Source organism: Mesorhizobium sp. WSM4850 (assembly GCF_055811735.1).
On the sequence record NZ_JBVVPV010000062.1, the window covers coordinates 1 to 25,681 of the forward strand.

The 25,681-nt window shown below is 65.1% G+C and carries 29 protein-coding genes, 1 tRNA gene and 1 pseudogene; 21 read left to right on the top strand and 10 right to left on the bottom strand.

What is annotated here, in order from left to right; all coding sequences use genetic code 11:
* The 4 genes and pseudogenes from AC0L2Z_RS32110 to AC0L2Z_RS32125 all read left to right on the top strand — a co-directional run.
* Positions 1-721, top strand: a pseudogene (locus AC0L2Z_RS32110) (precorrin-3B synthase); the annotation flags it as partial.
* Entirely contained in the window at positions 718-1,359 is a 642-nt protein-coding gene (locus AC0L2Z_RS32115) for a precorrin-8X methylmutase (protein WP_473630275.1), read from the top strand. The pseudogene AC0L2Z_RS32110 and the gene AC0L2Z_RS32115, both read left to right, overlap by 4 nt.
* On the top strand, positions 1,356-2,114 hold the full coding sequence (locus AC0L2Z_RS32120; RefSeq protein WP_473630276.1) for a precorrin-2 C(20)-methyltransferase: 759 nt from the start codon (positions 1,356-1,358) through the stop codon (positions 2,112-2,114). The genes AC0L2Z_RS32115 and AC0L2Z_RS32120 overlap by 4 nt, the downstream gene beginning before the upstream one ends.
* A complete protein-coding gene (locus tag AC0L2Z_RS32125) occupies positions 2,111-2,875 on the top strand; it encodes a precorrin-3B C(17)-methyltransferase (protein ID WP_473630277.1) in 765 nt (254 codons plus the stop codon). The genes AC0L2Z_RS32120 and AC0L2Z_RS32125 overlap by 4 nt, the downstream gene beginning before the upstream one ends.
* On the opposite strand, the gene AC0L2Z_RS32130 is transcribed toward AC0L2Z_RS32125, so the two are convergent.
* Entirely contained in the window at positions 2,839-3,603 is a 765-nt protein-coding gene (locus AC0L2Z_RS32130) for a cobalt-precorrin-6A reductase (RefSeq protein WP_473630278.1), read from the bottom strand. The genes AC0L2Z_RS32125 and AC0L2Z_RS32130 overlap by 37 nt on opposite strands.
* A 154-nt stretch (positions 3,604-3,757) precedes the next feature.
* Here AC0L2Z_RS32130 and cbiE point away from each other — a divergent pair, with 154 nt between their 5' ends.
* From cbiE to AC0L2Z_RS32170, 8 genes are all read left to right on the top strand, one after another.
* Positions 3,758-4,987, top strand: coding sequence for a precorrin-6y C5,15-methyltransferase (decarboxylating) subunit CbiE (gene cbiE / locus AC0L2Z_RS32135; RefSeq protein WP_473630279.1), 1,230 nt, complete (start codon positions 3,758-3,760; stop codon positions 4,985-4,987).
* On the top strand, positions 4,984-5,370 hold the full coding sequence (locus AC0L2Z_RS32140) for a cobalamin biosynthesis protein (RefSeq protein ID WP_023798839.1): 387 nt from the start codon (positions 4,984-4,986) through the stop codon (positions 5,368-5,370). The genes cbiE and AC0L2Z_RS32140 overlap by 4 nt, the downstream gene beginning before the upstream one ends.
* Positions 5,367-6,131 carry a precorrin-4 C(11)-methyltransferase gene (cobM, locus tag AC0L2Z_RS32145; protein WP_473630280.1) on the top strand — a complete coding sequence of 255 codons (765 nt, stop codon included), beginning with the start codon at positions 5,367-5,369 and terminating at the stop codon, positions 6,129-6,131. Before AC0L2Z_RS32140 ends, cobM begins: the two co-directional genes overlap by 4 nt.
* Positions 6,128-6,946 carry a uroporphyrinogen-III C-methyltransferase gene (cobA, locus tag AC0L2Z_RS32150; RefSeq protein WP_473630281.1) on the top strand — a complete coding sequence of 273 codons (819 nt, stop codon included), beginning with the start codon at positions 6,128-6,130 and terminating at the stop codon, positions 6,944-6,946. The genes cobM and cobA overlap by 4 nt, the downstream gene beginning before the upstream one ends.
* Positions 6,943-8,253: a cobyrinate a,c-diamide synthase gene (locus AC0L2Z_RS32155; protein ID WP_473630282.1), complete on the top strand. Its 1,311-nt coding sequence runs from the start codon at positions 6,943-6,945 to the stop codon at positions 8,251-8,253. The genes cobA and AC0L2Z_RS32155 overlap by 4 nt, the downstream gene beginning before the upstream one ends.
* 41 nt (positions 8,254-8,294) lie before the next feature.
* Complete coding sequence (locus AC0L2Z_RS32160) at positions 8,295-9,074, top strand: adenosylcobinamide-GDP ribazoletransferase (protein ID WP_473630283.1); 780 nt, start codon at positions 8,295-8,297, stop codon at positions 9,072-9,074.
* Positions 9,075-9,098: 24 nt separating this feature from the next.
* The gene (gene cobT / locus AC0L2Z_RS32165; RefSeq protein WP_473630284.1) at positions 9,099-10,109 is read left to right on the top strand and encodes a nicotinate-nucleotide--dimethylbenzimidazole phosphoribosyltransferase; all 1,011 of its coding nucleotides are present in this window, start codon (positions 9,099-9,101) and stop codon (positions 10,107-10,109) included.
* Positions 10,110-10,190: 81 nt separating this feature from the next.
* On the top strand, positions 10,191-10,727 hold the full coding sequence (locus AC0L2Z_RS32170; protein ID WP_473630285.1) for an MgtC/SapB family protein: 537 nt from the start codon (positions 10,191-10,193) through the stop codon (positions 10,725-10,727).
* Between the two features lie 111 nt (positions 10,728-10,838).
* On the opposite strand, the gene AC0L2Z_RS32175 is transcribed toward AC0L2Z_RS32170, so the two are convergent.
* Positions 10,839-10,914, bottom strand: a tRNA-Lys gene (locus AC0L2Z_RS32175).
* A gap of 104 nt (positions 10,915-11,018) precedes the next feature.
* Entirely contained in the window at positions 11,019-11,930 is a 912-nt protein-coding gene (locus AC0L2Z_RS32180; protein ID WP_287327690.1) for a PhzF family phenazine biosynthesis protein, read from the bottom strand.
* Positions 11,931-12,056: 126 nt separating this feature from the next.
* Here AC0L2Z_RS32180 and AC0L2Z_RS32185 point away from each other — a divergent pair, with 126 nt between their 5' ends.
* From AC0L2Z_RS32185 to AC0L2Z_RS32200, 4 genes are all read left to right on the top strand, one after another.
* On the top strand, positions 12,057-13,349 hold the full coding sequence (locus AC0L2Z_RS32185; protein ID WP_473630286.1) for an efflux RND transporter periplasmic adaptor subunit: 1,293 nt from the start codon (positions 12,057-12,059) through the stop codon (positions 13,347-13,349).
* 4 nt (positions 13,350-13,353) lie between these two features.
* Positions 13,354-14,058 (top strand): ABC transporter ATP-binding protein, encoded by a 705-nt coding sequence (locus AC0L2Z_RS32190; RefSeq protein WP_031254763.1) that lies wholly within the window; start codon positions 13,354-13,356, stop codon positions 14,056-14,058.
* A 2-nt stretch (positions 14,059-14,060) separates the two neighbouring features.
* Positions 14,061-15,278: an ABC transporter permease gene (locus AC0L2Z_RS32195; protein WP_473630287.1), complete on the top strand. Its 1,218-nt coding sequence runs from the start codon at positions 14,061-14,063 to the stop codon at positions 15,276-15,278.
* 120 nt (positions 15,279-15,398) lie between these two features.
* Complete coding sequence (locus tag AC0L2Z_RS32200; RefSeq protein WP_023798829.1) at positions 15,399-15,641, top strand: hypothetical protein; 243 nt, start codon at positions 15,399-15,401, stop codon at positions 15,639-15,641.
* Between the two features lie 149 nt (positions 15,642-15,790).
* On the opposite strand, the gene AC0L2Z_RS32205 is transcribed toward AC0L2Z_RS32200, so the two are convergent.
* On the bottom strand, positions 15,791-16,507 hold the full coding sequence (locus AC0L2Z_RS32205) for a hypothetical protein (protein ID WP_473630288.1): 717 nt from the start codon (positions 16,505-16,507) through the stop codon (positions 15,791-15,793).
* A gap of 12 nt (positions 16,508-16,519) precedes the next feature.
* Positions 16,520-17,632, bottom strand: a complete 1,113-nt coding sequence (locus tag AC0L2Z_RS32210; RefSeq protein ID WP_473630289.1) for an endonuclease/exonuclease/phosphatase family protein — start codon at positions 17,630-17,632, stop codon at positions 16,520-16,522.
* 152 nt (positions 17,633-17,784) lie between these two features.
* Between AC0L2Z_RS32210 and AC0L2Z_RS32215 the strand changes: the two genes are divergently transcribed.
* Complete coding sequence (locus tag AC0L2Z_RS32215; RefSeq protein ID WP_128167037.1) at positions 17,785-18,402, top strand: BA14K family protein; 618 nt, start codon at positions 17,785-17,787, stop codon at positions 18,400-18,402.
* 181 nt (positions 18,403-18,583) lie between these two features.
* Positions 18,584-18,868 carry a PilZ domain-containing protein gene (locus AC0L2Z_RS32220; RefSeq protein ID WP_287317112.1) on the top strand — a complete coding sequence of 95 codons (285 nt, stop codon included), beginning with the start codon at positions 18,584-18,586 and terminating at the stop codon, positions 18,866-18,868.
* 204 nt (positions 18,869-19,072) lie between these two features.
* Here AC0L2Z_RS32220 and ilvC read toward each other — a convergent pair whose 3' ends face one another.
* Together ilvC and AC0L2Z_RS32230 are read right to left on the bottom strand one after the other, a co-directional pair.
* The gene (gene ilvC / locus AC0L2Z_RS32225) at positions 19,073-20,092 is read right to left on the bottom strand and encodes a ketol-acid reductoisomerase (protein ID WP_023798824.1); all 1,020 of its coding nucleotides are present in this window, start codon (positions 20,090-20,092) and stop codon (positions 19,073-19,075) included.
* Between the two features lie 138 nt (positions 20,093-20,230).
* Complete coding sequence (locus tag AC0L2Z_RS32230) at positions 20,231-20,884, bottom strand: TetR/AcrR family transcriptional regulator (RefSeq protein ID WP_023798822.1); 654 nt, start codon at positions 20,882-20,884, stop codon at positions 20,231-20,233.
* 178 nt (positions 20,885-21,062) lie between these two features.
* Here AC0L2Z_RS32230 and AC0L2Z_RS32235 point away from each other — a divergent pair, with 178 nt between their 5' ends.
* The gene (locus tag AC0L2Z_RS32235; protein ID WP_023798821.1) at positions 21,063-21,491 is read left to right on the top strand and encodes an anthrone oxygenase family protein; all 429 of its coding nucleotides are present in this window, start codon (positions 21,063-21,065) and stop codon (positions 21,489-21,491) included.
* Positions 21,492-21,529: 38 nt separating this feature from the next.
* Here the strand turns inward: AC0L2Z_RS32235 and AC0L2Z_RS32240 are convergent, their stop codons facing one another.
* Positions 21,530-21,982, bottom strand: coding sequence for a MarR family winged helix-turn-helix transcriptional regulator (locus AC0L2Z_RS32240; RefSeq protein WP_023798820.1), 453 nt, complete (start codon positions 21,980-21,982; stop codon positions 21,530-21,532).
* Positions 21,983-22,080: 98 nt separating this feature from the next.
* Between AC0L2Z_RS32240 and AC0L2Z_RS32245 the strand changes: the two genes are divergently transcribed.
* The gene (locus tag AC0L2Z_RS32245; RefSeq protein WP_084833688.1) at positions 22,081-22,842 is read left to right on the top strand and encodes a glutathione S-transferase family protein; all 762 of its coding nucleotides are present in this window, start codon (positions 22,081-22,083) and stop codon (positions 22,840-22,842) included.
* Here the strand turns inward: AC0L2Z_RS32245 and AC0L2Z_RS32250 are convergent.
* Together AC0L2Z_RS32250 and AC0L2Z_RS32255 are read right to left on the bottom strand one after the other, a co-directional pair.
* On the bottom strand, positions 22,805-24,076 hold the full coding sequence (locus tag AC0L2Z_RS32250; protein WP_473630290.1) for an FAD-dependent oxidoreductase: 1,272 nt from the start codon (positions 24,074-24,076) through the stop codon (positions 22,805-22,807). The two genes, AC0L2Z_RS32245 and AC0L2Z_RS32250, sit on opposite strands and share 38 nt — an antisense overlap.
* A gap of 57 nt (positions 24,077-24,133) precedes the next feature.
* Positions 24,134-24,544 carry a winged helix-turn-helix transcriptional regulator gene (locus AC0L2Z_RS32255; protein WP_287071492.1) on the bottom strand — a complete coding sequence of 137 codons (411 nt, stop codon included), beginning with the start codon at positions 24,542-24,544 and terminating at the stop codon, positions 24,134-24,136.
* Positions 24,545-24,680: 136 nt separating this feature from the next.
* Between AC0L2Z_RS32255 and AC0L2Z_RS32260 the strand changes: the two genes are divergently transcribed.
* Positions 24,681-25,571 (top strand): SDR family oxidoreductase, encoded by an 891-nt coding sequence (locus tag AC0L2Z_RS32260; RefSeq protein WP_473630291.1) that lies wholly within the window; start codon positions 24,681-24,683, stop codon positions 25,569-25,571.
* Positions 25,572-25,681 lie beyond the last annotated feature (110 nt).

Sequence of the window (25,681 nt, forward strand, 5' to 3'; positions counted from 1 at the left end):
AACCGGCGATGAGGGCGCAATCTCCCCCCTCGTGGGGGAGATGTCCGGCAGGACAGAGGGGGGCGCCGTGGAGCGCCTTCCTGTGGCGGCTCGCTTCCCCATTGGCGTTTTCGATCTGACAGCCGGCACCGCCCTCGGCATCGGCCTGCCCTTCGGCAGCATGCCGGCGCAAAAACTCATCGCACTCACCCAATACGCCCTCACCCTTGACGCGGCCGAAATCCGTCTGGCGCCACACCGCGCGCTGCTTTTCCTCGGCCTCTCCCCGACCGCCTGCCGCTCGCTCCAGCAGGCCGCCACCACCCTCGGCTTCGTCACCGACGCAGCCGATCCGCGCACCAGGATCGCCGCTTGCCCCGGTGCGCCGGCCTGCGCCTCCGGCCGGATCGCCACGCGCGACATCGCCGAAACCATCGCCGCAGAAAACCGCGACCTCCTCGATGCCTCCGTCACCCTGCACATTTCCGGCTGCGCCAAGGGCTGTGCCCATCCCGGCCCGGCGGCGCTGACACTGGTCGGCGGCGAAAACGAGGCCGGACTTGTCGTGGACGGGACGGCGAAGGCCCTTCCCGCCGGATACAGGCCAGGCTATGACGCCGCGCGCGGCGTTGGCCGCATTGCCGCAGCGATCCGCGAGGCACGATTTCGAGGCGAGACCACCGCCGCCTGCCTGACAAGGCTTGGCGCGGCTGGTGTCACCGAACTCTACCGACAGGAATGAACATGCCCGCCCCCTACGACTACATCCATGACGGCACGGCGATCTATGAGCGCTCCTTCGCCCTCATTCGCGCCGAGGCCGACCTGTCGCGCTTTTCCAATGCCGAAGCCGATGTCGCCATCCGCATGATTCATGCCTGCGGCCAGGTCGAGGCCGCGCAGAACTTTGTTTTTTCGCAAGCTTTTGTTGCCGCCGCCCGCGCGGCACTGGCGGCCGGCGCGCCGATCTTCTGCGATGCCGAGATGGTCTCACATGGTGTCACGCGCGCCCGGTTGCCGGCCGGTAACGAGGTGATCTGCACGCTGCGTGACCCGCGGACGTCCGACATAGCGAAAAAGATCGGCAACACCCGTTCGGCCGCAGCCATTGAATTGTGGGGCGAGCGCATGGCCGGCTCGGTCGTCGCCATCGGCAATGCGCCGACCGCACTTTTCTACCTGCTGGAGAGACTGCGCGACGGTGCGCCGAAACCGGCTGTTATCATCGGCATGCCGGTCGGTTTCGTCGGTGCTGCCGAATCGAAGGACGCGCTGGCCGAGAATTCTTACGGCGTGCCCTACGCGATCGTGCGCGGCAGGCTGGGCGGCAGCGCCATGACCGCCGCCGCGCTCAACGCATTGGCGAGGCCGGGCCTGTGAACGCGATTGTAAAAGGCAGGCTTGTCGGCGTCGGCACCGGTCCCGGCGACCCCGAGCTGCTGACGCTCAAGGCCGTGCGCGCGCTGGCCGAGGCCGACGTGGTGGCGCATTTCGCCAAGCGCGGCAACAACAGCAACGCGCGCGCCATCGTCGGCGCGCATTTTCGTCCTGATTTGATCGAGTTGCCGCTGCTCTATCCCGTCACCACCGAAATCGACAAGGATCACAGCGATTATCGGTCGCAGATAGCGGATTTCTACGAGGAGTCGGCCGAAAAGGTCGCCGAGCATCTCAGCGCCGGCAGGATGGTCGCGGTGCTTTCGGAAGGCGACCCGCTGTTCTACGGCTCCTACATGCACCTGCATGTCAGGCTGGCGCACCGCTTTCCAACAGAGGTCATTCCCGGCGTCACTGCCATGTCCGGCTGCTGGTCGGCGACCGGAACGCCGATCGTCCAGGGCGACGATGTATTGACCGTGCTGCCGGGCACGATGAGCGAATTCGACCTGACCCGCCGCCTCGCCGACACCGATGCTGCCGTCATCATGAAGGTTGGCCGCAACCTGCCCAAGATCAGGCGCGCGCTGGAGGCGACCGACAAGCTGGCGCGTGCCGTCTATGTCGAGCGCGGCACCATGCCGGGCGGCGTTTCGATGCGGCTGGCCGACAAGCAGGACGACAACGCACCCTACTTCGCCATCGTGCTGGTCGCCGGCTGGTCCGGCCGGCCTGCCGCATCGGGAGCCGAAGCATGAGTGGCCGCCTGACCGTTGTCGGCCTCGGACCCGGCAATGCCGACCAGGTGACGCCGGAGACAAGCCGCGCCGTCGCCGAGGCAAGATTCTTCTACGGCTACAAGCCGTATCTCGACCGGCTCGACCTGCGCCCGGACCAGACCCGCGTCGCCTCCGACAATCGCGAGGAGCTGTCCCGCGCCAAGGATGCGCTGGCAATGGCTGCGCAGGGCCACAATGTCGCCGTTGTCTCGGGCGGCGACCCCGGCGTCTTTGCCATGGCGGCAGCCGTCTGCGAGGCGATCGAGGCCGGCCCAGCCGAATGGCGTGCCGTTGACGTTTCGATGCTGCCCGGCATCACTGCCATGCTCGCGGTCGCGGCCCGCATCGGCGCACCGCTCGGCCATGATTTCTGCGCCATCTCGTTGTCCGACAATCTAAAGCCATGGGATCTCATCGAATTGCGGCTGCTGGCTGCGGCCGGCGCTGGCTTCGTCATCGCGCTCTACAATCCGATCAGCAAGGCGCGCCCCTGGCAGCTTGGCCGCGCCTTCAAATGCCTGACTGCGATCCTGCCGGGCACCACACCGGTCGTCTTCGGCCGTGCCGCCGGCCGTCCCGACGAGCGCATCGAGATTTTTCTGCTGGCGGACGCCGATGCGGAAAAGGCCGACATGGCGACCTGCATCATCATCGGCTCGCCGGAAACCAGGATCATCAAGCGCGGCGAAAGACCGGCGCTGGTCTACACGCCGCGTTCGGCGGCGGGCCCAAGAAAATGATCGACCATCGCGGCAAGCGCTTCGACGGTTTCAGCCGACGCAACGTCCGGCAGCGCCGGCCTGCGGATCATGAGCACCTCGATGCCAAGCGCCCGCGCTGCGGCGATCTTGCCGTAGGTCGCCTCGCCGCCGCTGTTCTTGGACACGACGACATCGATGCGGTGTTCCCGAAGCAGTGCCTGTTCGTCGGCTTCCCGGAACGGCCCGCGCGCCAGGAGATAGGCCGCGTCGGGCACAGCGAGCCTTGGCTCGACCGGGTCGACGCTGCGGATCAGATAATGATGCTGGGGCGCCGCCTCGAACGCGGCGACCTCCTGCCGGCCGAGCGCCAGGAAGACGCGGCGCGGCGCAGTGGCCAGCGCCGTCACCGCGCTGGCAACGCTGTCGACCAGCCTCCAGGGGTCACCTTCGGCCGGCTCCCAGCCTGGGCGCCGGAGCGCGACGATCGGCACGCCGGCCTCTCGCGCCGCTGCCGCGGCATTGGCCGAGATTTGCGCCGCATAGGGATGCGTGGCGTCGACCAGCAGCTTGATACGGGTGTCGCGAAGAAACGCCGACAGCCCGTCGGCGCCGCCGAAACCGCCTACCCTCGTCGGCACGCCTTGCGCGACAGGATTTTCAGTGCGGCCGGCCAGCGACAATGTGATCGCAAGATCGGCACGCGCGGCCAGCTTTCCCGCCAGTTGCCGGGCTTCGGTGGTTCCGCCGAGGATCAGAATGCGCTTCATTGGCACCACGTCAGGCCACGCCGAGCTGCCCCTCACCCTTACCCTCTCCCCGTGAAGGACGGGGAGAGGGGGACGCCAGCGTTGCGGCCAGTTCCCTTCTCCCCGTCACTATACGGGGAGAAGGTGCCGGCAGGCGGATGAGGGGCGGCGCGGCATGTCAAACAATAAACAGCCAACACCAAAATGGCTCACAATCGTCGGCATCGGCGAGGACGGTGTAGCGGGTCTCGGCGACGAGGCCAAGCGGCTGATCGCCGAGGCCGAATTCGTCTTCGGCGGCACGCGCCACCTTGCGCTCGTCGTGTCGCTCGCCAAAGGCGAAGCCCGTGCCTGGCCGACCCCTTTCGATGCCGAGATGCGCGACGTGCTGGCGCTTTCCGGCGGACGCGTCTGCGTGCTGGCTTCAGGCGATCCGTTCTTCCATGGGGTCGGCGTCACCCTTGCTCGCAAGGTGGCGGCGGAGGAGATGCGCGTCATCCCCGCGCCTTCGGCCATGTCGCTGGCCGCCGCCCGCCTCGGCTGGGCGCTGCAGGATATCGAGACCATTTCGCTGCACGGCCGCCCGCTCGACCTGATCCGGCCGGTGCTGCATCCGGGCAGCCGCATCCTTGCGCTGACCTCGGACGGCGATGCGCCGGCGGCGATTGCGCGCCTGCTGACCGAGCTCGGCTTCGGTGCCTCGCAGCTGACGTCACTTGAGGCGCTGGGCGGCCCGAACGAAAGGTTGCGCTTGGCGCGCGCGGACGCCTTCGATATCGAAAAGATCAATCCGCTCAACGTGCTGGCGGTCGAAGTTGACTCAACTTCGGAAGCACGCATCCTGCCGCTGACATCGGGCCTTGCCGATCACTTGTTCGAGCATGACGGCCAGATCACCAAGCGCGAGGTGCGCACCATCACCCTGTCGGCCCTCGCCCCCAGGCGCGGCGAGTTGCTGTGGGACATCGGCGCCGGCTCCGGCTCCATCGGCATCGAATGGATGCTCGCCCATCCGACGATGCGCGCCGTTGCCATCGAGGCCGATCCAACCCGCGCCGCCCGCATCCGCCGCAACGGTTCCGCCTGCGGCGTCCCCGGTCTTGCCGTCGTCGAAGGCTCGGCGCCGCAGGCGCTCGCCGGATTGGAGACGCCGGACGCGATCTTCATCGGCGGTGGCGGCAGCGATACCGGCGTGCTGGAAACGGCCCTCGAGGCCCTGCGTGCTGGCGGCCGGCTGGTCGCCAATGCGGTGACGCTGGAGATGGAGGCGCTGCTGCTCGCCCGTCACGCGTCGCTCGGCGGCGATCTCACCCGCATCGCACTATCCCGCGCTTCGCCGGTTGGCTCGATGCAGGCCTGGCGGCCGGCCATGCCGGTCAGCCAATGGAGCTGGGTCAAGCCATGATGGTCGCGGGCATCGGCAGTCGCAAGGGCGTCAGCGCAAGGGATGTGCTTGCCGCCATAGAAACCGTTCTGGAAGCACATGGGCTGGCGATGACGGCGCTTTCGGCGCTCGCCACCGCTTCTCAGAAGCAGGACGAGCAGGCAATCTTCTCTGCGGGCCGCGAACTCGCTCTTCCAGTGATCGTTGTCGAGGACGCTGCGCTCGAGGCCGCGTCGCCGCGCGCAATCAGCCGTTCCGACCTGTCGCAGGCGCGTGCCGGCACGCCGTCGGTTTCCGAAGCCTCGGCGCTTGCTGCCGCGGGCAAAGGCGCAAAACTGCTCGGGCCGCGCACCGTGCTTGGCCCGGTCACCTGCGCCATCGCCATCAGCGGAGACGCCGCATGACCGTCCACTTCATCGGCGCCGGACCGGGCGCGGCCGACCTCATCACCTTGCGCGGCAGCCGGCTGCTGGCAAGCTGCCCGGTCTGCCTCTATGCCGGCTCGATCGTCGCCCCGGAACTGTTGCAGCACTGCGCGCCCGGCACGAAGCTGATCGACACCGCGCCGATGTCGCTCGACGAGATCGAAGCGGAGTACCTGGCGGCCCACCAGGCCGGCCACGATGTCTCCCGCCTGCATTCCGGCGACCTGTCGGTGTGGAGCGCTGTCGCCGAGCAGATCCGCCGGCTGGAGAAGCACGGCATCGCCTATACGCTGACGCCGGGCGTGCCCTCCTTCGCGGCTGCCGCGGCAGTGCTTCGCCGCGAGCTGACCATTCCCGAAGTCGCGCAAAGCCTGGTGCTGACCCGCATCTCCGGCCGCGCGTCCAAAATGCCGCCTGGCGAAACCCTGGCCGGCTTCGGCCGCACCGGCGCGACGCTCGCCATTCATCTTGCCATCCACGTCATCGACCGCATCGTCGCCGAGCTGACGCCGTTCTATGGCGCCGATTGCCCGGTAGCGGTCGTCTTCCGTGCCTCCTGGCCGGACGAGCGCGTGCTGACCGGCACGCTGGCGACGATCGAGGCGCAACTGGCCGCCGATCCGATGGAGCGCACGGCAATCATCTTTGTCGGCCGCTCGCTGGCAGCGGAAAACTTTGGCGAGAGTTCACTTTACGACGCCCACTACCAGCGGCGTTTTCGCGGACGGGACGGATTGTGAACGACGGCACCGGAAACAACAGAGGAAACACCACGATCGAACAGGCTTTGGCCCGGCTCAACTTCAAGCCGCGCCAGCTTGAGCCCGGCCATGTCTGGCTGGCCGGCGCCGGCCCTGGCGATCCCGGCTGCCTGACGCTGGAAGTGCTGGCCGCACTTGGGCAGTGCGATGCCCTCGTCTACGACGCACTGGTCTCTCCCGATATCGTGGCAGTGGCGTCGGGCGCCGTGCTTTTTTACGCCGGCAAGCGTGGCGGCCAACCGTCGATGAAGCAGGACGACATCACCGCTTTGCTGGTGCGGCTGGCGCGAGAAGGCCGCCGCGTCGTCAGGCTGAAAGGCGGCGACCCCTATATTTTCGGCCGCGGCGGCGAAGAGGCGCTGGCGCTGGCGCGCCAAAACATCCCGTTCCGCGTGCTGTCCGGCCTGACCTCGGGCCTCAGCGCGCTTGCCGGAGCCGGCATCCCGGCCACCATGCGCGGCATCAACAAGGCGGTGATCCTGGCCACCGGCCACGCCGCCGGCACCGACGACGACCTCGACTGGAAAGCAATCGCCCGCACCGGCCAGCCGGTCGTCGTCTATATGGGCATGGCCAATCTGCCGTTGATATCAGCCTCGCTGCTTGGCGGCGGCCTGCCGCCTTCGACGCCTGCTGCAGTGATCGTCGCCGCGACGACGCCGCAGGAGCGCATCGTCGTCGCCACCCTCGCCACCATTGCCGAGGAGGCGGCCGCCGCCGGGTTGACCGCGCCGGCGCTGATCGTCGTCGGCGGCATCGTCGCGATGCGCGCGGCATTGGCGGGCGAGCCATGACCCGCGCGATCATCATCGGCGCGCCGCGCTCAGGCTCGGGCAAGACCAGCGTCACCATCGGTATCTTGCGCGCGCTTTCCCGGCGCGGCCTCAAGGTGCGCGGCGCCAAATCCGGCCCCGATTATATCGACCCAGGTTTCCACACCGCCGCGACAGGCCTTTCCGGCGTCAATCTCGACAGCTGGGCGATGCCGCCTGCTTTGCTCAACGCGCTGGCCGGCGACGCAACTGAAGATGCCGATTTCATCTTCCTGGAAAGCGCCATGGGCCTGTTCGACGGGATTCCGGTTGCTCCGGGCCGCACCGGCTCGGCGGCCGATCTCGCACGGCTCTACGGCCTGCCGGTGCTGCTGGTGCTCGACGTTTCCGGACAGTCGACCACGGCGGCAGCCGTCGCCAAGGGGTTTGCCAGCTATGACCCCGATGTGCGCATGGCCGGCGTCGTGCTCAACCGGCTGGGCAGCGAGCGCCACCGACGTCTCTGCAGCGACGCGATCGAGGCGATCGGCCTGCCGGTGGTCGGCGCGATCCTGCGCGATCCCTCGATCGACCTGCCGGAGCGGCATCTCGGCCTCGTCCAGGCCGGCGAATACGAGAATCTGATGGCGCATCTCGACCGGCTGGCCGACATGGTCGAACGCTCGCTCGATCTCGACGCCATCATGGCGCTGGCGGCGCCCTTCGCACCCGCTACCGGCAGTTACGGCGACGCGCTGCCACCGCCCGGCCAGCGCATCGCACTGGCAGAGGATGCCGCCTTCACCTTCCTCTATCCGCATGTCGCCGCGCATTGGCGCAAGGCAGGGGCTGAAATCATCCGCTTCTCGCCGCTTGCCGACGAAGCGCCCGGCGAAAATTGCGATGTCTGCTGGCTGCCCGGCGGCTATCCCGAGCTTCACGCCGGCCGGCTTGCGGCGGCTGCGAATTTCAGGGCCGGCATCGAGGCGTTTGCGGCAACACGGCCGGTGCATGGCGAGTGCGGCGGCTTCATGGTGCTCGGCAAAGCGCTGGAGGACGCATCGGGCGAGACGCACGCCATGCTCGGCCTGCTCGGTCACTCGACCAGCTTTGCCAAGCGAAAGATGAACCTCGGCTACCGCGAGGCGCGGCTGCGCGCCGATTGTCCGCTGGGAGACCGAGGCGCGCTGATCCGCGGCCACGAATTCCACTATGCGCAGATGATTGCCACCGGCAGTGACGAACCCTTGGCCGACCTCGCTGATGGCCAAGGCAATCCGCTCGGCACCTCCGGCTACCGCCGCGGCCATGTCAGCGGCACGTTCTTCCATGCCATTGCGAGAGGCTAGAGCATGATCCCGAAAAGTGGGCCCGGTTTTCGGAATAGATCATGCTCAAACTCCAGAACATGACACTCTCCACTCGGCAAATCCTCGATGACATCGCGCTCTGCGTCGTCTTCTTCACCCGGCTGCCGCTGCCGGTCGTCGATTTTCGGGACCGCAGCCTTGCTGCCGCGATCTGGGCGGCGCCGGTCGCCGGCCTTGCCGTCGCGCTGATCGGCGGCTTGGTCTACGCGGTCGGGACCTGGCTCGGTCTTGCCGCCGGCCCGGCAGCAGCACTGACCTTGGCCGCAACCTTGCTCGCCACCGGCTGCATGCATGAGGACGGGCTTTCGGATGTCGCCGACGGCTTTGGCGGCGGCAGGACACGCGAGAAAAAACTGGAGATCATGCGCGACAGCCGCATCGGCGCCTATGGCGCCTGCGCGCTCGCCCTGTCGCTGCTTATCCGCTGGAGCGTGCTTTCGGAATTCGCCGGCCCGGCGTACGTGTTCTGGGCTCTGATTGCCGCGCATGCCGCCTCGCGCGGCTTGTTCGGCGCTTTCATGCATCTGTTGCCGGCGGCGCGCAGCGACGGCCTCTCGGCCGATGCAGGCCCCGTCTCGGCCGAAACCGCCATTGCCGGCGCCGTGCTCGGCGCCGTCGCGCTGCTGCTGCTAGGGTTCGGTGGCGCGGTCGCCGCATTCATCCTGCTCGGTCTTTTGTTTGCCGCCTTCCGCGAGCTGTGCCGCAACCAGATCGGCGGCCAGTCCGGCGACACGGTCGGCGCGCTGCAGCAGTCTGGCGAGATCGCAATCCTGCTCGTCGCTTCCGTTTGCCTTTCCTGACTCTGTTTCGGAGATTTTTCCCCCATGCCTTTCAAATCGCTTGATGAATTGCGCGCGGCCTGCCTCGATCTGCCTGCCGGCAGCGACGCCGCGGCAAATGCGGTCGCCCGCCGCCAGGACACGCTGACCAAGCCGCAAGGCAGCCTTGGCCGATTGGAATCCATAGCCGCATGGCTGGCCCGCTGGCAGGGCCGCGACATACCGCGGCTCGATCGCGTAAAAGTCCTGGTCTTTGCCGGCAACCACGGCGTCACCGCACAGGGCGTGTCGGCCTTCCCGTCGGAAGTCACCGTGCAGATGGTGGCGAATTTCGCCGGCGGCGGCGCCGCCATCAACCAGCTTGCCCGCATTGCCGGTGCCGAGCTCGATGTCATTCCGCTCAACCTCGATTATCCGACCGGCGATTTCACGCAAGTGCCGGCAATGGACGGCGAAGCCTTCCTCGCCGCCGTCTCGGCCGGCTACGGCGCGGTGACCAAAGACCTCGACCTCGTCTGTTTCGGCGAAATGGGTATCGGCAACACCACGCCGGCGGCAGCCATCTCGGCCGCCCTTTTTGGCGGCGGCGCGGAAAAATGGGCCGGGCGCGGCACCGGCGTCGACGATGCCGGCCTGGTGCGCAAGATCACTGCCATCGAAGCCGGCCTCAAGCGCCACGCCGAGGCCCTTGCCGACCCGCTGGGGATCGCGGCAGCCCTTGGCGGGCGCGAACTCGCCGCCATTTTCGGTGCGACGCTGGCCGCGCGCCATTCAGGCGTGCCGGTGCTGCTCGACGGCTTCGTCTGCACCGCCGCCGCCGCGCCCTTGGCAAGGTTGCACCCCGCCGGCCTCGCCCACACGCTTGCCGCCCATGTCTCGGCCGAATCCGGCCATCGCCGGCTGCTCGAGGCGCTCGGCCTGCCGCCGCTGCTCGACCTCGGCATGCGGCTCGGCGAAGGCTCCGGCGCCTGCCTCGCCGTCAACATCGTCCGCTCCGCGCTCGAATGCCATGCCCGCATGGCAAGCTTTGCCGAGGCCAGTGTTTCAGAGAAGTAATCTCGTCAACTTGGAATCAAGTCTTGCCCTGGGGAACCTGGCCGGCCCGAGCACGTTGTGGCCGGTCAGCCCGGGTTACGCATGCAACAGCTTCTCCAGGAATTCGGCCATCCGACATACGTCCCGTTTCCCGTTATTGCGGCGAGGCTTCTCTTGGCGTCGATCTTCGGTGCGGCGATCGGCTTCGAACGCGAATGGCGAAATCGGCCTGCCGGGCTTCGCACCCATATCCTGGTCTGCGTGGCGGCGGCTACCTTCGGTATTCTGACGATTGAAATTATTCACGCGCCGATGTTTCAGCAGGATTCCGTAAGGGTCGATCCGATTCGCGTTGTCGAAGCGGTCACCGCCGGCGTCGCGTTCCTTGCTGCCGGAACGATTTTGTTTTCGAAGGGCGAGGTTCACGGGCTGACGACCGGGGCTGGCATGTGGCTCTCCGGGGCAATCGGCGTGGCCTGCGGGCTCGGTCTGTGGCAAGTGGCGGCACTCGGCACGCTTTTGGTGCTGGTCGCGGCAGGCCTTCTCTATAGTTTTGCCCACAAGTCCGGTATTGGCGAGAACGCCGGACCAGAAAAGCCCATGTCGGAAGAAGACGTGTCCAAGCCGCCCAAAGGCTGAGGCTGCAACTGGAACCGAACGCGAATTGGAAACTAACCGTCAGATTTGGAACCGCTATGTTCGCGACACTCTTTCAGGCAGCGAGAAAGCGAGTAATATCAACGGATTAAATGGTGGGTGCGACAGGGATCGAACCTGTGACCCGCTGATTAAGAGTCAGCTGCTCTACCAACTGAGCTACGCACCCACTCGCCGGTAAAACCAGCGTCGGCGGGCATATAGCCGCCGCCATCCGCCATGTCCAGCCCTGCCGGATTCATTTCCCGACAAATCGGCTCGAGCCGATCGCGATCAGACGAACATCCGGCCTTCCGCCACCTTGACGGCATGGCCGCCGATGCGGGCGGCGGCCAGTTTGCCGCCTTCGACATTCAGTTCGAGGCGGATGCGCGAAGGCCGCCCCATCTCCAGCCCTTGTTCGATCCAACGCTGGGAAACACCCTCTCTCGGACCGTCGAAATGCATGATAGCGCCGGCGAAGGCGGCCGCCGCCGAACCGGTCGCCGGATCTTCATAGGATGGATTGCCCGGCACGATCATGCGGACATGAAAGGCGCTGTCGTGGTTCACCGTCTCGCGGCAATAGACATACGGGCTGGCGAGGGCCCAATCGCTCTTGCGGGGGGCCAGTTCCGACCACGCCTGGTTATCCAGCCTTATCCGGGCCGCCGCCTCCAGATCGGCGACCGGAATGGTCACGTAGGGCACGCCGGCCGACCAGAACGAGACGCGGTGGTTTTCGAAGCCGATTTCGTGCGGCCCCAGGCCAAGTGCCGCCCCGATCGCCTCCGGGTCGGCGGACAATTCCAGCTGCTCCGGCAGTTTGGCCAGGTCGAACTCGGCAAAGCTGGCGCCAGCGTGCTTGCTGACGGCGCAGCGCACCGGGCCGATGTTTTCTTCCAGGACGAAGATGCCGGCGGTGTCGCCATCGCCAGCCATTTCGGCAAGTGCAATCGCAGCGCCCACCGTCGGATGGCCGGCGAACGGCATCTCATGGTCGGGCGTGAAGATGCGGATGCGGGCGCGGTGCTTGGGATTGTCGGGCGGCAGCACGAAAACGGTTTCCGACAGGTTGAACTCGCCCGCGATAGCCTGCATCGCGGCTGTGTCCAGTCCCTTGCTGTCAAGCACGACGGCCAGCGGATTGCCGCCCAGCCGCTCGGTGGTGAACACGTCGTAAAGTAAGTAATTCCGGGTCAGCATTGTAGAAAGCCTTCTGCCTCAATCCCAACAGGGGCCCAAACATGGGCGAAATTTAATTTGATATTTGAACCATTCGGCCTGATCAGTGCACCGGTTGGGACATCACTGGTATTATAGGGGTCCGGCGTGGACCAGATTGTCAATCTGCCAAAGACGGAATCCACTTCCGACATAAAGACGGCACTCGGGCTCGACCGCCTGGGTCTGAAGAAGAAACGGCGTCGCGGCTGGCTTTATGGCCTGCTTGTGCTGGTCGTCGTCGCCGCAAGCCTGGCGGGGTACCAATGGTATGCCGCGTCTCCCGCCAAGATCGACTATACCACTGTGCCGGCCGCTGTCGCCGACCTCACGGTCGAAGTATCGGCGACCGGCACGCTGCAGCCGCTCACCCAAGTCGACATTTCGAGCGAACTGTCCGGCGTCGTCCGCTCGGTCGCGGTCAACGAGAACCAGCAGGTGAAGAAGGGCGATGTGCTGGCGGCGCTCGACACCACCAAGCTGGAGGTGCAGATCGAGCGCGCCGAGGCTTCCGCCAAGGCGGCGGCCGCCAATGTCGAGACCGCCACCGTAACCCTCACCGAAAACGAAAGGGCGGTTGCGCGCGCGGCGGCGCTCACCAAGCGCGGCATGGCGACTGACCAGTCGCTTGAAGCGGCGACAGCGACGCGCGACCGCTCAAAGGCAGCGCTCGACAGCGCCAAAGCCAATCTGGCCATCGCCAATGCCGATCTCAAGGCGCAGCAGACGGACTTCGCCAAAAGCACCATCTATGCGCCCATCGACGGCATCGTTCTCACGCGCTCGGTCGATCCCGGCCAGACGGTTGCCTCCTCGCTGCAAGCGCCGGTGCTGTTCGTCATCGCCGCCGACCTGAGGAACATGGAGTTGAAGGCAGCGGTCGACGAGGCCGACATCGGCGCGGTCAAGCCCGGCCAGCATGCCCGCTTCACCGTCGACGCCTTTCCCGAGCGGCCGTTCGATGCCGAGATCCGCGACATCTCTTATGCCTCGGTCACCACCGACGGCGTCGTCACCTACGACGCGCGGTTCGAGGTCGACAACAACGAGCTGCTGTTGCGGCCCGGGATGACTGCCACCGTTTCGGTCGTCACCAGGCAGGCCAAGGGCGTGCTCACCGTGCCGTCGACAGCTTTCCGTTACCGGCCGGCGGCATCCACTGCCCGAGCGTGGAGCCTGAGCGACCTGTTCACGGGCCGTATGGGCCGTCCACGCGGCAACCGCCAGCGCCAGGCGACGGCGCAGCCCACCGACGGCTCGCGCACGCTCTACGTGCTGGAGAATGGCCGGCCCCGGCCGGTCAACGTCAAAGTCGGCTCCACCGATGGCGAGCTGACCGAGATCACCTCCGGTCTCGCAGAAGGTGCGCAAGTCATCATCGCAGCGCAGCAGCGGAGCTGAAATCATGTCAGGCTCGCTGCTCATCACCTTCGACAAGGTCTGGAAGAGCTATGGCCAGGGCGAGGCCACGGTGCATGCGCTGGCTGGCGTCGATCTTGCCATCCGCAGCGGCGAATCCGTCGCCATCATGGGTCCGTCCGGCTCGGGCAAATCGACGGCGATGAACATCATCGGCTGCCTCGACACGCCGACGGCCGGAACCTACAGCTTCATGGGCATCGATGCTGGCCGCCTCGACCGCAACCGCCGCGCCATGCTGCGCAATCTCTATGTCGGCTTCGTCTTCCAGGGCTACAATCTCCTGCCGCGCACCACCGCGGTGGAGAATGTCGAACTGCCGCTGATCTATCGCGGCGTCGCCGCCCGCGAGCGTCACGACCTCGCGATGAAGGCGCTGGCCGAGGTCGGCCTTGTCGGCCGCGAGCACCACACGCCGGCCGAGCTCTCCGGCGGCCAGCAGCAGCGCGTGGCGATCGCGCGCGCCATCGTCACCAGGCCGACCCTGCTCGTCGCCGACGAACCGACCGGCAATCTCGACACCGCACGCACGCACGAGATCATGGAGCTGCTGACGCGGCTGAACACCGAGCTTGGCCTGACCATCGCCATGGTCACCCACGAGGCCGATGTCGCTGCTTATGCCGAGCGCACAATTCGCTTCCTCGACGGCCACGTCGCCTCCGATGCCATGAACCTTGAGGTGGTGTAACCATGATCTGGGAAACCGTCCGCCTCTCGCTGCTTTCAGTGCGCCGCAACGTGCTGCGCTCGTTTCTGACGCTGCTCGGCATCGTCATCGGCGTTGCGGCCGTCATCGCCATGCTCACCATCGGCTCGGGCACCACTGAAAAGGTAAAGGCCGACATTTCCAAGCTCGGCAGCAATTTGCTGGTTGTCCGCCCCGGCCGTCCGGCCGGACCCGGCGGACCGGGAGGGCTCGACCAGGCCACACGTCCGCTCGGCAGCAAGGAACTTGCCGCGCTCGTCACCCATCTGAGCGGCGCCCGCGCCATCTCGCCTGCCTCGCAAAAGCAGGTCCGTGTCATCTTCGGCACCGAAAGCCTTACGTCGGGTGTCACCGGCACCGACAGCGCCTATCTCGATGCGCGCGACTGGAAGCTGGTCTCGGGCCGACCGTTCAGCGATTCTGAAATCCGCTCGGGCACCGGCGTCTGCCTGATCGGCGAAACCGTGCGCCAGCAGTTCTTCGGCGCCGGCGACCCCGAAGGCGAGATCATTCGCGTCAACCGCACCTCGTGCAAGATCATCGGCCTGCTCGAGCCGAAGGGCTATACCGGCTTCGGCCAGGACCAGGACAATGTCGTGCTGATGCCGCTCGCCGCCTACCAGCGTCGGATCGCCGGCAACCGCGACATCGATTCGATCTACGTCGCCGCCGACGACAGGACGCCGACCACCGAGCTGCTGCCGCGCGTCGAGGACATCTTGCGCGATGCACGCCGCATCCCGCCGGACCGCGAAGACGACTTCTCGATACGCGACATGACCCAGATTGCCGACGCCATGGCGAGCGCCACCACTACGATGACCGGCATGCTGGGAGCGGTCGCCGGCGTCAGCCTGTTGGTCGGCGGCATCGGCATCATGAACATCATGCTGGTGTCGGTCACCGAGCGCACCCGCGAGATCGGCATAAGGCTGGCCATCGGCGCGCATGAAAAGCACATCCTCATCCAGTTCCTCGTCGAGGCGACCGTGCTGTCGCTGCTCGGCGGCATCATCGGCATCCTGATCGGCCTGGCGCTGGCCGGCGTCGCCTCGCTGACGCTGGCCATCCCGTTTGCGCCAAGCCCGGCGGTGATCCTGCTCGCCGTCGGCTTCTCGGCGCTGATCGGCATGGTATTCGGTTTCTTCCCGGCGCTGCGCGGCGCGCGGCTCGATCCGATCGACGCGCTGAGGCATGAATAGCGCGGCGCGGCGTGCGTCGCCTTCAGATGTCCCCAAAATATTGACGCGGCCGTCGCCCTGCCCCTGTCGCGGAACAGCCCGCGGTGCTAGCAATCGCCTTGGGGATAGGGGGATAGTGGGATGAGCAAGAAAGAGCGAGTGGCTTTGGTGACGGTGATCATCGAGGCCGCATTGGCGGGGCTTTGGTGGTACTTGGCCAGCTATGGCATGGCCAACCCCGATCATGTCACCGCCGACTTCCAGCAGGTTGTCGGTCAGACGATGGGAACGGCGATGGGTGCGGTGCTGGGTATCGGCGTCATGCTGTTTTTCGTCGCCGCCCGCTACGACCGCAAAACCATCGAAAACAAAATGCGTCATTAGAGCGACGTGCGTCCACTTGGACGCACAAGTACGCTCTAACACTTCGAAACAGCGACGTGCGTCCACTTGGACGCACAAAGTACGCTCTAACACTTTGAATCTGCGCATCGTGCTTTCCGAAAATCGATTCCGATTTTCGGCCCGATGCGTTAGTCCTTGTCGGCAAAATGCCACTCGATCAGTGGCTTCATGTGCGGCATCAGCCCGTCCGGCAGGTCATCGGCACTGCGGATGATGACAGGCCCGTCGATCTCCGGCTCTGCCTCGGTGGCGACAAAGGCGCTGATGCGCTGCGCGATCTCGTCGGCGGATGCCGCTTCGCGATAGCGGCGAAAGATCACCGTGCCGGTTGCCGTCGACAGGGCATAGTAGCGCCTGCCGCGCGCCGCGCCGGCAAGGTCGAGGCCGGTTTCTTCCTGCACCTCGCGGATCATGTTGAAGTCGACATCGACAAGGCCGTCGCGGAAATCGGTTGGCTCGAACGAGCCGGCGGCGAAGTAGACGCGACCGGCATTGACGGTGTGCGACGCCATGCGGATCGCCACCAGCGCATTGTCGCCGGCGACCAGCATGGCATGGGCATAGGCGTGCTCGGCCCCCGCCACCTGGCGATTGCCGCGCCAAAGCATGAAGGTCGAGTAGCGCACCGCATGGCAGCGACCGACGAGGCTGTTGTCGCGATAGCGGAGCGCCGAAAGCAGCACCACTGTGCCGTCGAACAACGCCGGGTTGGCTCCGGTCTCGCGCCGCCAATTCTCGGCGATCGCTTGCGCATTATCGCGTTCGAACGGATGCGGGCCGGGGTCGAGCCTGACATCGACGGCGTCGACCGGAAGGATGATGTTGCGCGGCAGGTCGAAGCTCAACGAAAACGATCCTCAGGTCATTTCAAGGGTGATCGCCACAGGATAGTGGTCCGACGCCTTCGGCCGGTCCCAGCCGCAACGCGGAAACCGGTCCACCTCCTGGCCTGCCGGAAAGATCGTGCGCCAGGGCTGGCCGTTGCGGATGATGTCGGGAACGGCGGTCGCGTTCCTGGCTGCCAGTGCCTTCGACAACAGGATGTAGTCGAGCTGGCACAGATGCCGCTCTTGCGGCCCGCGCGTATGGTACAAGGTCCAACGGTCCATTTCCGGGCGCCGCTCGACCGCATTCTCGCAAAAGCCGCCGGCGGTGAGCACGTTGAGGCAGGACTGGCTCTCATCGATCACCTCGAAGCGGTAGCCGTCAAAGGCGTCGCCGGAGATCTTCACGCGCTGCCGATAGTCGTTCATGTCGCCGCAGATCGCCCAATATTTGTCGGCGGCGTGATCCCCACCGAAACGCTCCTCGATGATCCGGCGCACCGCTTGCGCCTCGGCGATGCGCAGCGGCATCGTCGCCTGGCGGCCGTCGAGGCCGTTGCGGGGCGTGCCCATCGACTTGAAATGCACCAGATAGAGCGTCAGCGGCACGCCACCGACGGTCAGGTCGATTTCCAGGCAGTCGCGCCTGAAGATGCGCTGGTTGGCCTGATGCCCGAACGCTGCCAGCTCCGGCGTGTGCAGGCCGAACTGCTCGAACGTGACATAGGCGTGGCTTGTCATGCGCACGAATTCGATCGGCTGGCCCTGCGCGGTCTCGTTGCGCATCATCACGGCGACGTCGATGCCGCGCGAATCATTGCCGGCGGTGGTGTATTTCTGGCGGTAGCCATGCCCGACCATCCTGAACAGATAGCCGTGTTCGAAAGCCTTCAGCGCCTCGATATTGTCGACCTCCTGCATGCAGATGATGTCGGCGCGGGTGGCGGCGATGGCCAATGCCGTCAGCTGCCGCGTATCGTCGGATTGCGCGATCGCCCGCGCCTGCTCCAGCATCTTGTATTCGGCCTCGCTCTGGATGTCGAAGAGCGCCAGCGTGCGATCCTCGTTGAGCTGGTTGCGGTATCCGGAAAAATCGAACCTGTTCATCAGGTTTTCGACATTGAAGGTGGCGAGGCGCAGCGACATGGCGGTGACCTTTGCCCACAAGCGCGGCCGAAAACAAGGCTGGGCGATGCCCATTCATGGTTGATGGAACGTTTCCGTTCATCTTCCGTTCAGACGCAAAGGTCCATGATTAAGGATTAGTCTGAGTGGGGCCTGAATCTTCGGAGAGTGAAATGAAACCGCTCTTTTTGACTACCATTCGATCGGGCATGTTGACCTTGGGTCTTGTTTCCGGCCTCTCGGCGCCTTCCATGGCCGGGCCCATTCAGCCTGACGTCCCGCTCCCAACTGCTGCCGCGGCACGCGAAATCGTGCCCGTGCGCGAGAGCTGGGCTGGCGGCAATAATAACGTCTGGATGCGTGGCCGTAATTTCTCCCGGAACTGGAACCGTGGCAATTGGAACCGTGGCAACTGGAACGGTGGGCGGCACTGGCGCCGCAACTGGAACGGTGGGCGGCACTGGCGCCATAATCGTGGCCGGTACTACGGTGGCGGCCATTACGGCCGGTACTACGGTGGCGGCTATTACGGCCGTTACTACGACGACGACGACAACGGCGCGGCCGCGCTTCTCGGCTTGGGGCTTGGGTTCGGCCTTGGCAGCCTGTACCAGGGCTACTACAACCAGGGCTACTACAACCAGGGTTACTACAACCGGGGCTACTACAACAACGGTTCGAGCGCCCATGTCCGCTGGTGCTACAATCGATACCGGTCGTATCGCACCTGGGACAACACGTTCCAACCCTATAACGGCCCGCGCCGGCAATGCTGGTCGCCCTATAGGTGATCGACTGATGCATTCCAGACGGCGCCGCCCCTCGCGGCGCCGTTTCCGTCTGGCGCAGCCTTCTTCTGAACTGTTCTTTGTCCGGGCCGGGGCACCGCGAAATCGTTTCGCCACCGACGATAACGCTATGTTTATCAGGCGGGCCTAATTATCCTGCCGATCGCACCAGGGATTATGCGCGATGGCTGAAGACGAAAACAGGGACAAACGCAGGCAGCGCGTCTTCAAGGGCGCGACGATCCTGACCGGCATCACCAGGTCCGAGGTCACGTGCACGGTGCGCAACATGCATGACTCCGGCGCCGAATTGATGGTCTCGATCGACGCTCGCGTGCCCGACGAGTTCCTGCTCTATGTGCCGACTGACGGCATCGCCTACAAGGCAGTGGTCCGCTGGCGCCGCGAGGACCGCATCGGCGTGATGTTCACCGGCACCGAGCCAAAGCCCCACTGGCACTACGGCTAGATCCCCTGAACCGCATTCTCCAACCACCCAACCACACGGCCTTCATGTAAAGCCGGCGGAGCGCTCCGCCGGCTTTTCCTGTGCAACGATAAAATTGCGGATTTCGGTCAGTTCTTGGCCTTGTCGACCAATTTGTTCTTCGAAATCTCCGCGCGCCCGCAGGGCGAAGCCCGAGGACGCGCAAGGAAACGAACGGGATTTCGGTCAGTTCTTGGCCTTGTCGACCAGCTTGTTCTTCGAAATCCACGGCATCATCGCGCGCAGCTTGGCGCCGACTTCCTCGATCTGATGGCTGTCGTTGTTGCGGCGGATGCCCTTGAAGCGCGACATGCCGGCGCGATACTCCTGCATCCATTCCGAGGTGAACTTGCCGGTCTGGATATCCTTCAGCACGCGCTTCATCTCGGCCTTGGTCTCGGCGGTGATGATGCGCGGGCCCGAAACATATTCGCCCCATTCGGCGGTGTTCGAGATCGAGTAGTTCATGTTGGCGATGCCGCCTTCATAGATCAGGTCGACGATCAGCTTGACCTCGTGCAGGCACTCGAAATAGGCCATTTCCGGTGCGTAGCCGGCTTCCACCAGCGTCTCGAAGCCAGCGCGGATCAGCTCGACCAGACCGCCGCACAGCACCACCTGCTCGCCAAACAGGTCGGTCTCGCATTCCTCGCGGAAATTGGTCTCGATGATGCCCGAACGGCCGCCGCCGACGCCGCAGGCATAGGACAGAGCGAGATCAAGCGCATTGCCCGAAGCATCCTGGTTGACCGCGACCAGGCACGGCACGCCGCCGCCCTTCTGGTATTCGCCGCGCACCGTGTGGCCGGGTCCCTTCGGCGCGATCATGACGACATCGACCGAGGCCTTCGGCTCGATCAGGCCAAAGTGCACGTTGAGGCCGTGGGCAAAGGCGATCGCCGCACCATCGCGGATGTTCGGCGCGATTTCGGACTTGTAGATGTCGGCCTGCAGCTCGTCCGGCGTCGCCATCATCATCAGGTCGGCCCATTTGGCGGCGTCCGCCACGCTCATCACCTTGAGCCCGTCAGCCTCGACTTTTTGGGCGGTCGCCGAGCCGGCCTTGAGGCCGATGGCGATTTCCCCAACGCCAGAATCCTTGAGATTGAGCGCATGCGCCCGGCCCTGGCTGCCATAGCCGATGATGGCGACCTTCTTGCCCTTGATCAGGTTGAGATCGGCGTCGCGATCGTAATAGACACGCATTTTTCTTCCTTCCCGTTTTTGAATTCAGAGCATAATGCCGAAAAGTGTGAAGCGGTTTTCGGACGACATCATGCTCTATCTCTTTGATTTAGAGCCGGATTCAGATTTCAGGTCGACTTGACCTGAAATCATCCGGCTCTAGGGGCCTTGCGGCCCGGTTTTTGCTCCGTAAAGAGCGAGAAACTGCTGCGTCGCCCGGACGGCATCGCCGCCAATCGCCGCATCCGTCAATTTTAGCCGGTCGCCGAGCAGCAGGCGGATCTGCACGTCGCGGGCGACCAGCCCGAAAAAGGTGCGGAATGCCTCTTCGGCATCCGAGAACTCGAGAAGCCCGGCCTGCCGGCCGGCCTCCAGCACCGGCTTCAGGCGCCGGGCCAGCGCGAAGCGCCCGTTCTCCAGCACGATGGCGCCAAGATCGTCGTTCCCCGACCCGGCACGGCCAATGGCGACGCGGTTCAGCGCGATCGATGTGTCGCTCGAAATCACCTTGAGCCAGTCCGAAGCGAAACGTGCGAGGCTCACCGTCAGCGAAGCAAGGTTAAGCCCCTTGCCGTCGACCGGCACCACCCGCACCTTGGAGGCCTGCCATTGAACAATTGCCGTCAACAGCCCGTCGCGATCGCCGAACCATTTGTAGAGCGTTTCCTTGGAACAGCTTGCCCGCCGCGCCACCGCGGTCATGGTCAACTGATCGCCCTCCTCGACCAGCAGGCGAAGTGCGGCGTCGAGCACGGCTTTCTGCCGCTCGGTCAGCGCTTCGCTGGTGTCGATGTCGACGCTTGCCTGCAACAAACTCTTTTCCTGCTCGAGACGGCGGCGGCCAGGACCGTACCGTACGTTACGGTTCGGCATCTCTATGACGTATTGTCGGACCCGGGGCAAGCCCTATCTCCGCTTTTTGACACTTCCAGGCCGGAACGGCCACCGCTCGAAACGGCGACCGCTCGTACGGCTTATCGCGGAGAGAAAAATGCTCGTCGGCCTGCTTGCATTGACTGTTGCCGCCGCTTTCGCGGGCGCCGCCATCTATATCAGCGTTGCCGAGCAACCGGCGCGGCTTCGCCTCGACGACCGTGCACTGCTGCAGGAATGGCAGCCTTCCTACAAGCGCGGCGCCGCTATGCAGGCGTCGATTGCCGTCGTCGCCTGTGTTCTTGGTGTCGTTGCCTGGTGGCAGACCGGCAGTCTCGCCTATCTCACGGGGGCGGTGCTGATCATCCTGCCATGGCCATGGACGCTGATCGTAATGATGCCGACAAACCGGTTGCTGGAGGCGATGGACGCGGCCGCCGTCAATCTGCAAGCGAGGGCGCTGATCGTCAAATGGGGCAATCTGCATCTGGGTCGCGTCATGCTTGGCGTGCTGGCGGCACTGGCATTCCTCCGGGGAAGTGTCTGACGTCGCTGCAAGCGACCTTCAGCGCCAGCCGGACCACATCACTCCGGCATCGCCGGATGACGCAGCCGCCCGAGCAGAGCCGACAAGGTTTCCAGGTCATCATTGGAGAGCCTGGCGCCGACCAGCTCGGCAATCGATCGCCCGTAGACGGCCCACATCCGGCGGCGCGTCTCGCGCCCCTTCCGCGTAATGCGGACAGTCTGTCCGCGACCGTCATCGGCAACCCTGAGCTTCTCGACCAGCCCGTCCGCTTCGAGCCGCGCCAGCAGCCGCGAGACGTTGTACTGCGCAAACAGCGTGCGCTCGATCAGCTGGAACGGCCGCAAGCCGCCCTCGCCGGCTTCGGCAAGCTCATGCAGCACGTCGTACCAGGCAAGCGGCGGCAAGCCGGCGTCCTTCAGCGCGTCTTCGGCTCTTTCCAGCAGCTGGCGCGAAACGCGCATCAGGCGCGCCCAGGCTTTGATGGCCGCCGGCGAAGGATTCTCCGTCATGATGCAGCATAGGCGATAGATGCAATTGCATCAAGCTTGCCAGTGGATGCAAATGCATCTATATAGATGCAACTGCATTTATATCGGAAGGCCCTGTCATGAAGCATGAAACTTCGGAGATCGCCGACATCCCGGAGACGGGCGGCCTGGTGACCGACAAGCTCGTTCTCGTCAGCCACCACCTTTGTCCCTATGTGCAGCGCGCGGCGATCTCGCTCGCCGAAAAGGACGTTCCGTTCGAACGCCTCACCATCGATCTCGCCAACAAACCGGCCTGGTTCAAGGCGATATCGCCGCTCGGCAAGGTACCGCTGCTGCGTGTGCCGCAGAATGGCGAGGAAGCCGTGATCTTCGAATCGGCGGTCATCCTCGAATTTCTCGAGGAAACGCTGGCCAACCCACTGCATCCTGCCGACCCGCTGGCCCGCGCCCGGCATCGCGCCTGGATCGAGTTCGGCTCGGCCATCCTCAACGCCATTGGTCGGTTCTATTCCGCTCCGACCGAGGCCGCCTTCCTTGCCGAAAGCGAAGCTCTGTCGGCAATGTTCGATCGTCTCGAAGCGGAACTGGCGGCTGGCCGGGCTGGGCCATGGTTTGCTGGCGAGCGCTTTTCACTGGTCGATGCAGTCTATGGGCCAGTCTTCCGCTATTTCGACGCCTTCGATCGGATCGGCGCGTTCGGCATCCTGAGCGGAAAGCCGCGTGTCGAGGCCTGGCGAAAGCGATTGCACGAACGCAAGTCGGTGATGGACGCCGTCACCCCGGACTATCCACAGCGCCTTCATGCATTTCTGCAAGCGAAGGGTTCGCACCTTTCGAAACTCATCCGCCGCAACCAGGCGGCCACCGCGCTTCCTTGATACCGATCCGCCTGAACGGATCGACCACGGTTCCAGCCACCATCGAGGCAAGGATGTTTGGCGCCGGCGGGATTTTTGCCACCGACGCCACCAGCCTGTCGCGGACGAACGGCATCACGGTCGAATCCGACTGGTAGAACGGCGTCAGCATCAGCGACAGCGCCTGAAACACCCGGACATGCCATCGCCGCGCCTGGACATAGACCTCCAGCGCAGTATCGACACGATCCGTTCCTATGAGCGCATAGTTGAGCGCTGCCGCGTCGAGCAGCGCCATGTTCGCCCCTTGCCCGAGCTGCGGGCTGGTCGAATGCGCCGCGTCGCCGATGATCGCCCATCGCCGTCCGGCCGGCACCTTGAGCGTGTGATGGCCGTAACGCGCCAGCGAAAGCTGATCGAAACTGTCGATCTGGCGCGTGAACGCGTCGCATTCGGGCCACAGCCGAACCAGCCTCGCCTTCCAGGTGTCGAGGCCTGTCGCCCTGACCTGCTCTGCATCCGCCGGCTTCAGGCTCCAGAAGAATGCCGCCATCTTCTCGACGCCCGGTTCCGGCCTGCCGATCGGCAGCACGCCGATCATCACGCTCGCTCTGTCGTAGCGCTGCAGCAGCGCGTGCTCGTCGAAACCGTCGCCGCGCCAGCCGAGTGACGCCCAGAACGCGCCATAGGCGAGCGGCCGCGGCTCCCCCGAATTCCCTACGCGCTGCCGCAATTTGGAGCGCGAACCGCTGGCATCGACGACCAGATCGAACGGCCCTATCCTTCGCCCGTTGCCGCAGATCAGCGTTGCCCGTTCGCCGGTTTCCAGCGTCTCGAGCTCGACGCCGGTTTCGATGGCGATCGCCTGGCGCCGGACGGCGCGGAAAAGCACGCCGAACAAGGCCGCCCGGTGCACCGCCAGCCCGAAACGACCGCGGCGCTGCGCAGCATAGCGGACATCGAGCACGGTGCGGCCGGTTTTCGCATCGGCGCCATGCAGGCGGTCGATGCGGCTGCCCAGCGCCAGGATGTCGTCGATGAGGCCGAGATCGGCAAGCACCGTCAGCCCGGTCGGCTGCAGGATCAGCCCGGACCCGACTGGCTTTGGCTCGTCGAAGCGCTCGAAGATGGTGACCCGATGCCCGGCACGCTTCAGATAGAGCGCCGCGGCCAGTCCGGCCGGGCCGGCGCCGGCAATCGCGATGTCCAGAGAAATGCCCATTGCCGCCGAATCGTCTCGCCCAGGCCGGACCATCTTTCAGCGCTATCGGCAAATCAAGCCGTCGCTCTGGTATCTCCTGGTATCGGTGCGTCAGGTCTCTGCAGCGTCGAAAGCGTTCCGCGCGGCGCGCACCGCGCCATGATTGAGCTCGGCCCATTGGAGCAGCTGATGCAGGGGCCCGAACATCGAGCGTCCGAGATCGGTCAGACTGTATTCGACGCTCGGCGGTTTGGTCGGGAAGACCTCGCGATGGACATAGCCGTCGCGCTGCAGATCGTGCAGCGTCTGGGTGAGCATGCGCTGTGAAATGTCGGGCACCAGCCGCCGCAATTCGCCGAACCGGTACGGCTTTTCGGCCAGCGCCATCATCAGCAGCGAACTCCATTTGTTGCTGATGCCCTGGATCACGTCGCGCACCGGACAGTCGGCAATGTTGCCGCCGCCGCTGCACGCTTTGTAAATCTCGAGCTTCGACTTCAGACTGACGACCTTGCTGTCCATCGCTGGTTCCCTGCGCCTGCCTACCTCCCGCAAAACTGCCTTCTTTACGAGGGTCGGTCAATTCCTATTTTAGTGCTGGTCTCTTTTTGAGACTTATATAAGCACCCGCCGCTCCGGCGCAACGACAGGACTTCCCATGACCGATACCCTTCTCGTCACCGGCGCCTCCGGCCAGCTTGGCCGCGGCGTCGTCGATCATCTGCTGGACACGCTCAAGGTTCCGCCCGCACGCATCATCGCCGCCACCCGCAATCCGGAAAACCTCGCCGAGCTGGCAGCGCGCGGCGTCATCATCAGGCAAGCCGATTTCGATGACACGGCATCGCTAGTCGAAGCATTCAAGGGCGCCGACAGGATCCTGATCGTCTCGACCGGCGAGCTCGACCTTGGGGGCAAGCGCCTCAAGCAGCACGAAAATGCCGTCGCAGCCGCGCGGCAGGCCGGCGTTTCGCATCTGCTCTACACCTCGATGCCCAATCCTGAGCCGGGATCGCCGGTGCTGTTTGCGGGCGATCATTACGGGACCGAGCAGGCGATCAAGGCGAGCGGCATCGCCTACACGATTTTCCGCAACGGCTGGTATCAGGAGAACCTGTTCATGTCGCTGCCGCACGCCATTGCCTCGGGACACTGGTATACATCCGCAGCCGACGGCCGCATCGCCCATGGCGCTCGCGACGACATGGCCGCGGCGATCGCCGCCGGCCTTGCCTCGGGCGCCACCGAAAGCACGACATACACGCTGACCGGTCCGCAGGCCCATACCGTCGCCGAGATCGCGGCCCTGGTGACCGACGTCACCGGCAAGCCGATCGAGGTCGTCCAGCTTTCGGACGAGGCGTTGACCGAGGGCCTGAAGGCTGCCGGCGTTCCCGAGGGCTTTGCCCCAATCGTCACGTCCTTCGACACCAACACGCGCACCGGCCGCATCGACATGGTGACCGACGCGATCGAGACGCTTTCAGGCAGGAAGCCGCAATCGCTGAAGCAGTTTCTTGAAGCGAACAAGGCAGCGCTGGCCAGCTGAGCCAGAATAGAGTGCCGGACTTCCGAAGCCGGCGGGACAGCGCCCCATAGGCGCTAACTTAGGGCACGAGCGTTATCCTTGCTGCGGCGGATTGGCTTTTTCGTCGCCTC

Excerpts from the sequence above, each read along its gene's own strand:
- AC0L2Z_RS32115 (WP_473630275.1), top strand. The coding sequence starts at position 718 with ATGAACATGCCCGCCCCCTACGACTACATCCATGACGGCACGGCGATC.
- AC0L2Z_RS32125 (WP_473630277.1), top strand. The coding sequence starts at position 2,111 with ATGAGTGGCCGCCTGACCGTTGTCGGCCTCGGACCCGGCAATGCCGAC.
- AC0L2Z_RS32130 (WP_473630278.1), bottom strand. The coding sequence starts at position 3,603 with ATGAAGCGCATTCTGATCCTCGGCGGAACCACCGAAGCCCGGCAACTG.
- cbiE (WP_473630279.1), top strand. The coding sequence starts at position 3,758 with ATGTCAAACAATAAACAGCCAACACCAAAATGGCTCACAATCGTCGGC.
- AC0L2Z_RS32140 (WP_023798839.1), top strand. The coding sequence starts at position 4,984 with ATGATGGTCGCGGGCATCGGCAGTCGCAAGGGCGTCAGCGCAAGGGAT.
- cobM (WP_473630280.1), top strand. The coding sequence starts at position 5,367 with ATGACCGTCCACTTCATCGGCGCCGGACCGGGCGCGGCCGACCTCATC.
- AC0L2Z_RS32155 (WP_473630282.1), top strand. The coding sequence starts at position 6,943 with ATGACCCGCGCGATCATCATCGGCGCGCCGCGCTCAGGCTCGGGCAAG.
- AC0L2Z_RS32160 (WP_473630283.1), top strand. The coding sequence starts at position 8,295 with ATGCTCAAACTCCAGAACATGACACTCTCCACTCGGCAAATCCTCGAT.
- cobT (WP_473630284.1), top strand. The coding sequence starts at position 9,099 with ATGCCTTTCAAATCGCTTGATGAATTGCGCGCGGCCTGCCTCGATCTG.
- AC0L2Z_RS32170 (WP_473630285.1), top strand. The coding sequence starts at position 10,191 with ATGCAACAGCTTCTCCAGGAATTCGGCCATCCGACATACGTCCCGTTT.
- AC0L2Z_RS32180 (WP_287327690.1), bottom strand. The coding sequence starts at position 11,930 with ATGCTGACCCGGAATTACTTACTTTACGACGTGTTCACCACCGAGCGG.
- AC0L2Z_RS32190 (WP_031254763.1), top strand. The coding sequence starts at position 13,354 with ATGTCAGGCTCGCTGCTCATCACCTTCGACAAGGTCTGGAAGAGCTAT.
- AC0L2Z_RS32195 (WP_473630287.1), top strand. The coding sequence starts at position 14,061 with ATGATCTGGGAAACCGTCCGCCTCTCGCTGCTTTCAGTGCGCCGCAAC.
- AC0L2Z_RS32200 (WP_023798829.1), top strand. The coding sequence starts at position 15,399 with ATGAGCAAGAAAGAGCGAGTGGCTTTGGTGACGGTGATCATCGAGGCC.
- AC0L2Z_RS32210 (WP_473630289.1), bottom strand. The coding sequence starts at position 17,632 with ATGTCGCTGCGCCTCGCCACCTTCAATGTCGAAAACCTGATGAACAGG.
- AC0L2Z_RS32215 (WP_128167037.1), top strand. The coding sequence starts at position 17,785 with ATGAAACCGCTCTTTTTGACTACCATTCGATCGGGCATGTTGACCTTG.
- AC0L2Z_RS32220 (WP_287317112.1), top strand. The coding sequence starts at position 18,584 with ATGGCTGAAGACGAAAACAGGGACAAACGCAGGCAGCGCGTCTTCAAG.
- ilvC (WP_023798824.1), bottom strand. The coding sequence starts at position 20,092 with ATGCGTGTCTATTACGATCGCGACGCCGATCTCAACCTGATCAAGGGC.
- AC0L2Z_RS32235 (WP_023798821.1), top strand. The coding sequence starts at position 21,063 with ATGCTCGTCGGCCTGCTTGCATTGACTGTTGCCGCCGCTTTCGCGGGC.
- AC0L2Z_RS32240 (WP_023798820.1), bottom strand. The coding sequence starts at position 21,982 with ATGACGGAGAATCCTTCGCCGGCGGCCATCAAAGCCTGGGCGCGCCTG.
- AC0L2Z_RS32245 (WP_084833688.1), top strand. The coding sequence starts at position 22,081 with ATGAAGCATGAAACTTCGGAGATCGCCGACATCCCGGAGACGGGCGGC.
- AC0L2Z_RS32250 (WP_473630290.1), bottom strand. The coding sequence starts at position 24,076 with ATGGTCCGGCCTGGGCGAGACGATTCGGCGGCAATGGGCATTTCTCTG.
- AC0L2Z_RS32255 (WP_287071492.1), bottom strand. The coding sequence starts at position 24,544 with ATGGACAGCAAGGTCGTCAGTCTGAAGTCGAAGCTCGAGATTTACAAA.
- AC0L2Z_RS32260 (WP_473630291.1), top strand. The coding sequence starts at position 24,681 with ATGACCGATACCCTTCTCGTCACCGGCGCCTCCGGCCAGCTTGGCCGC.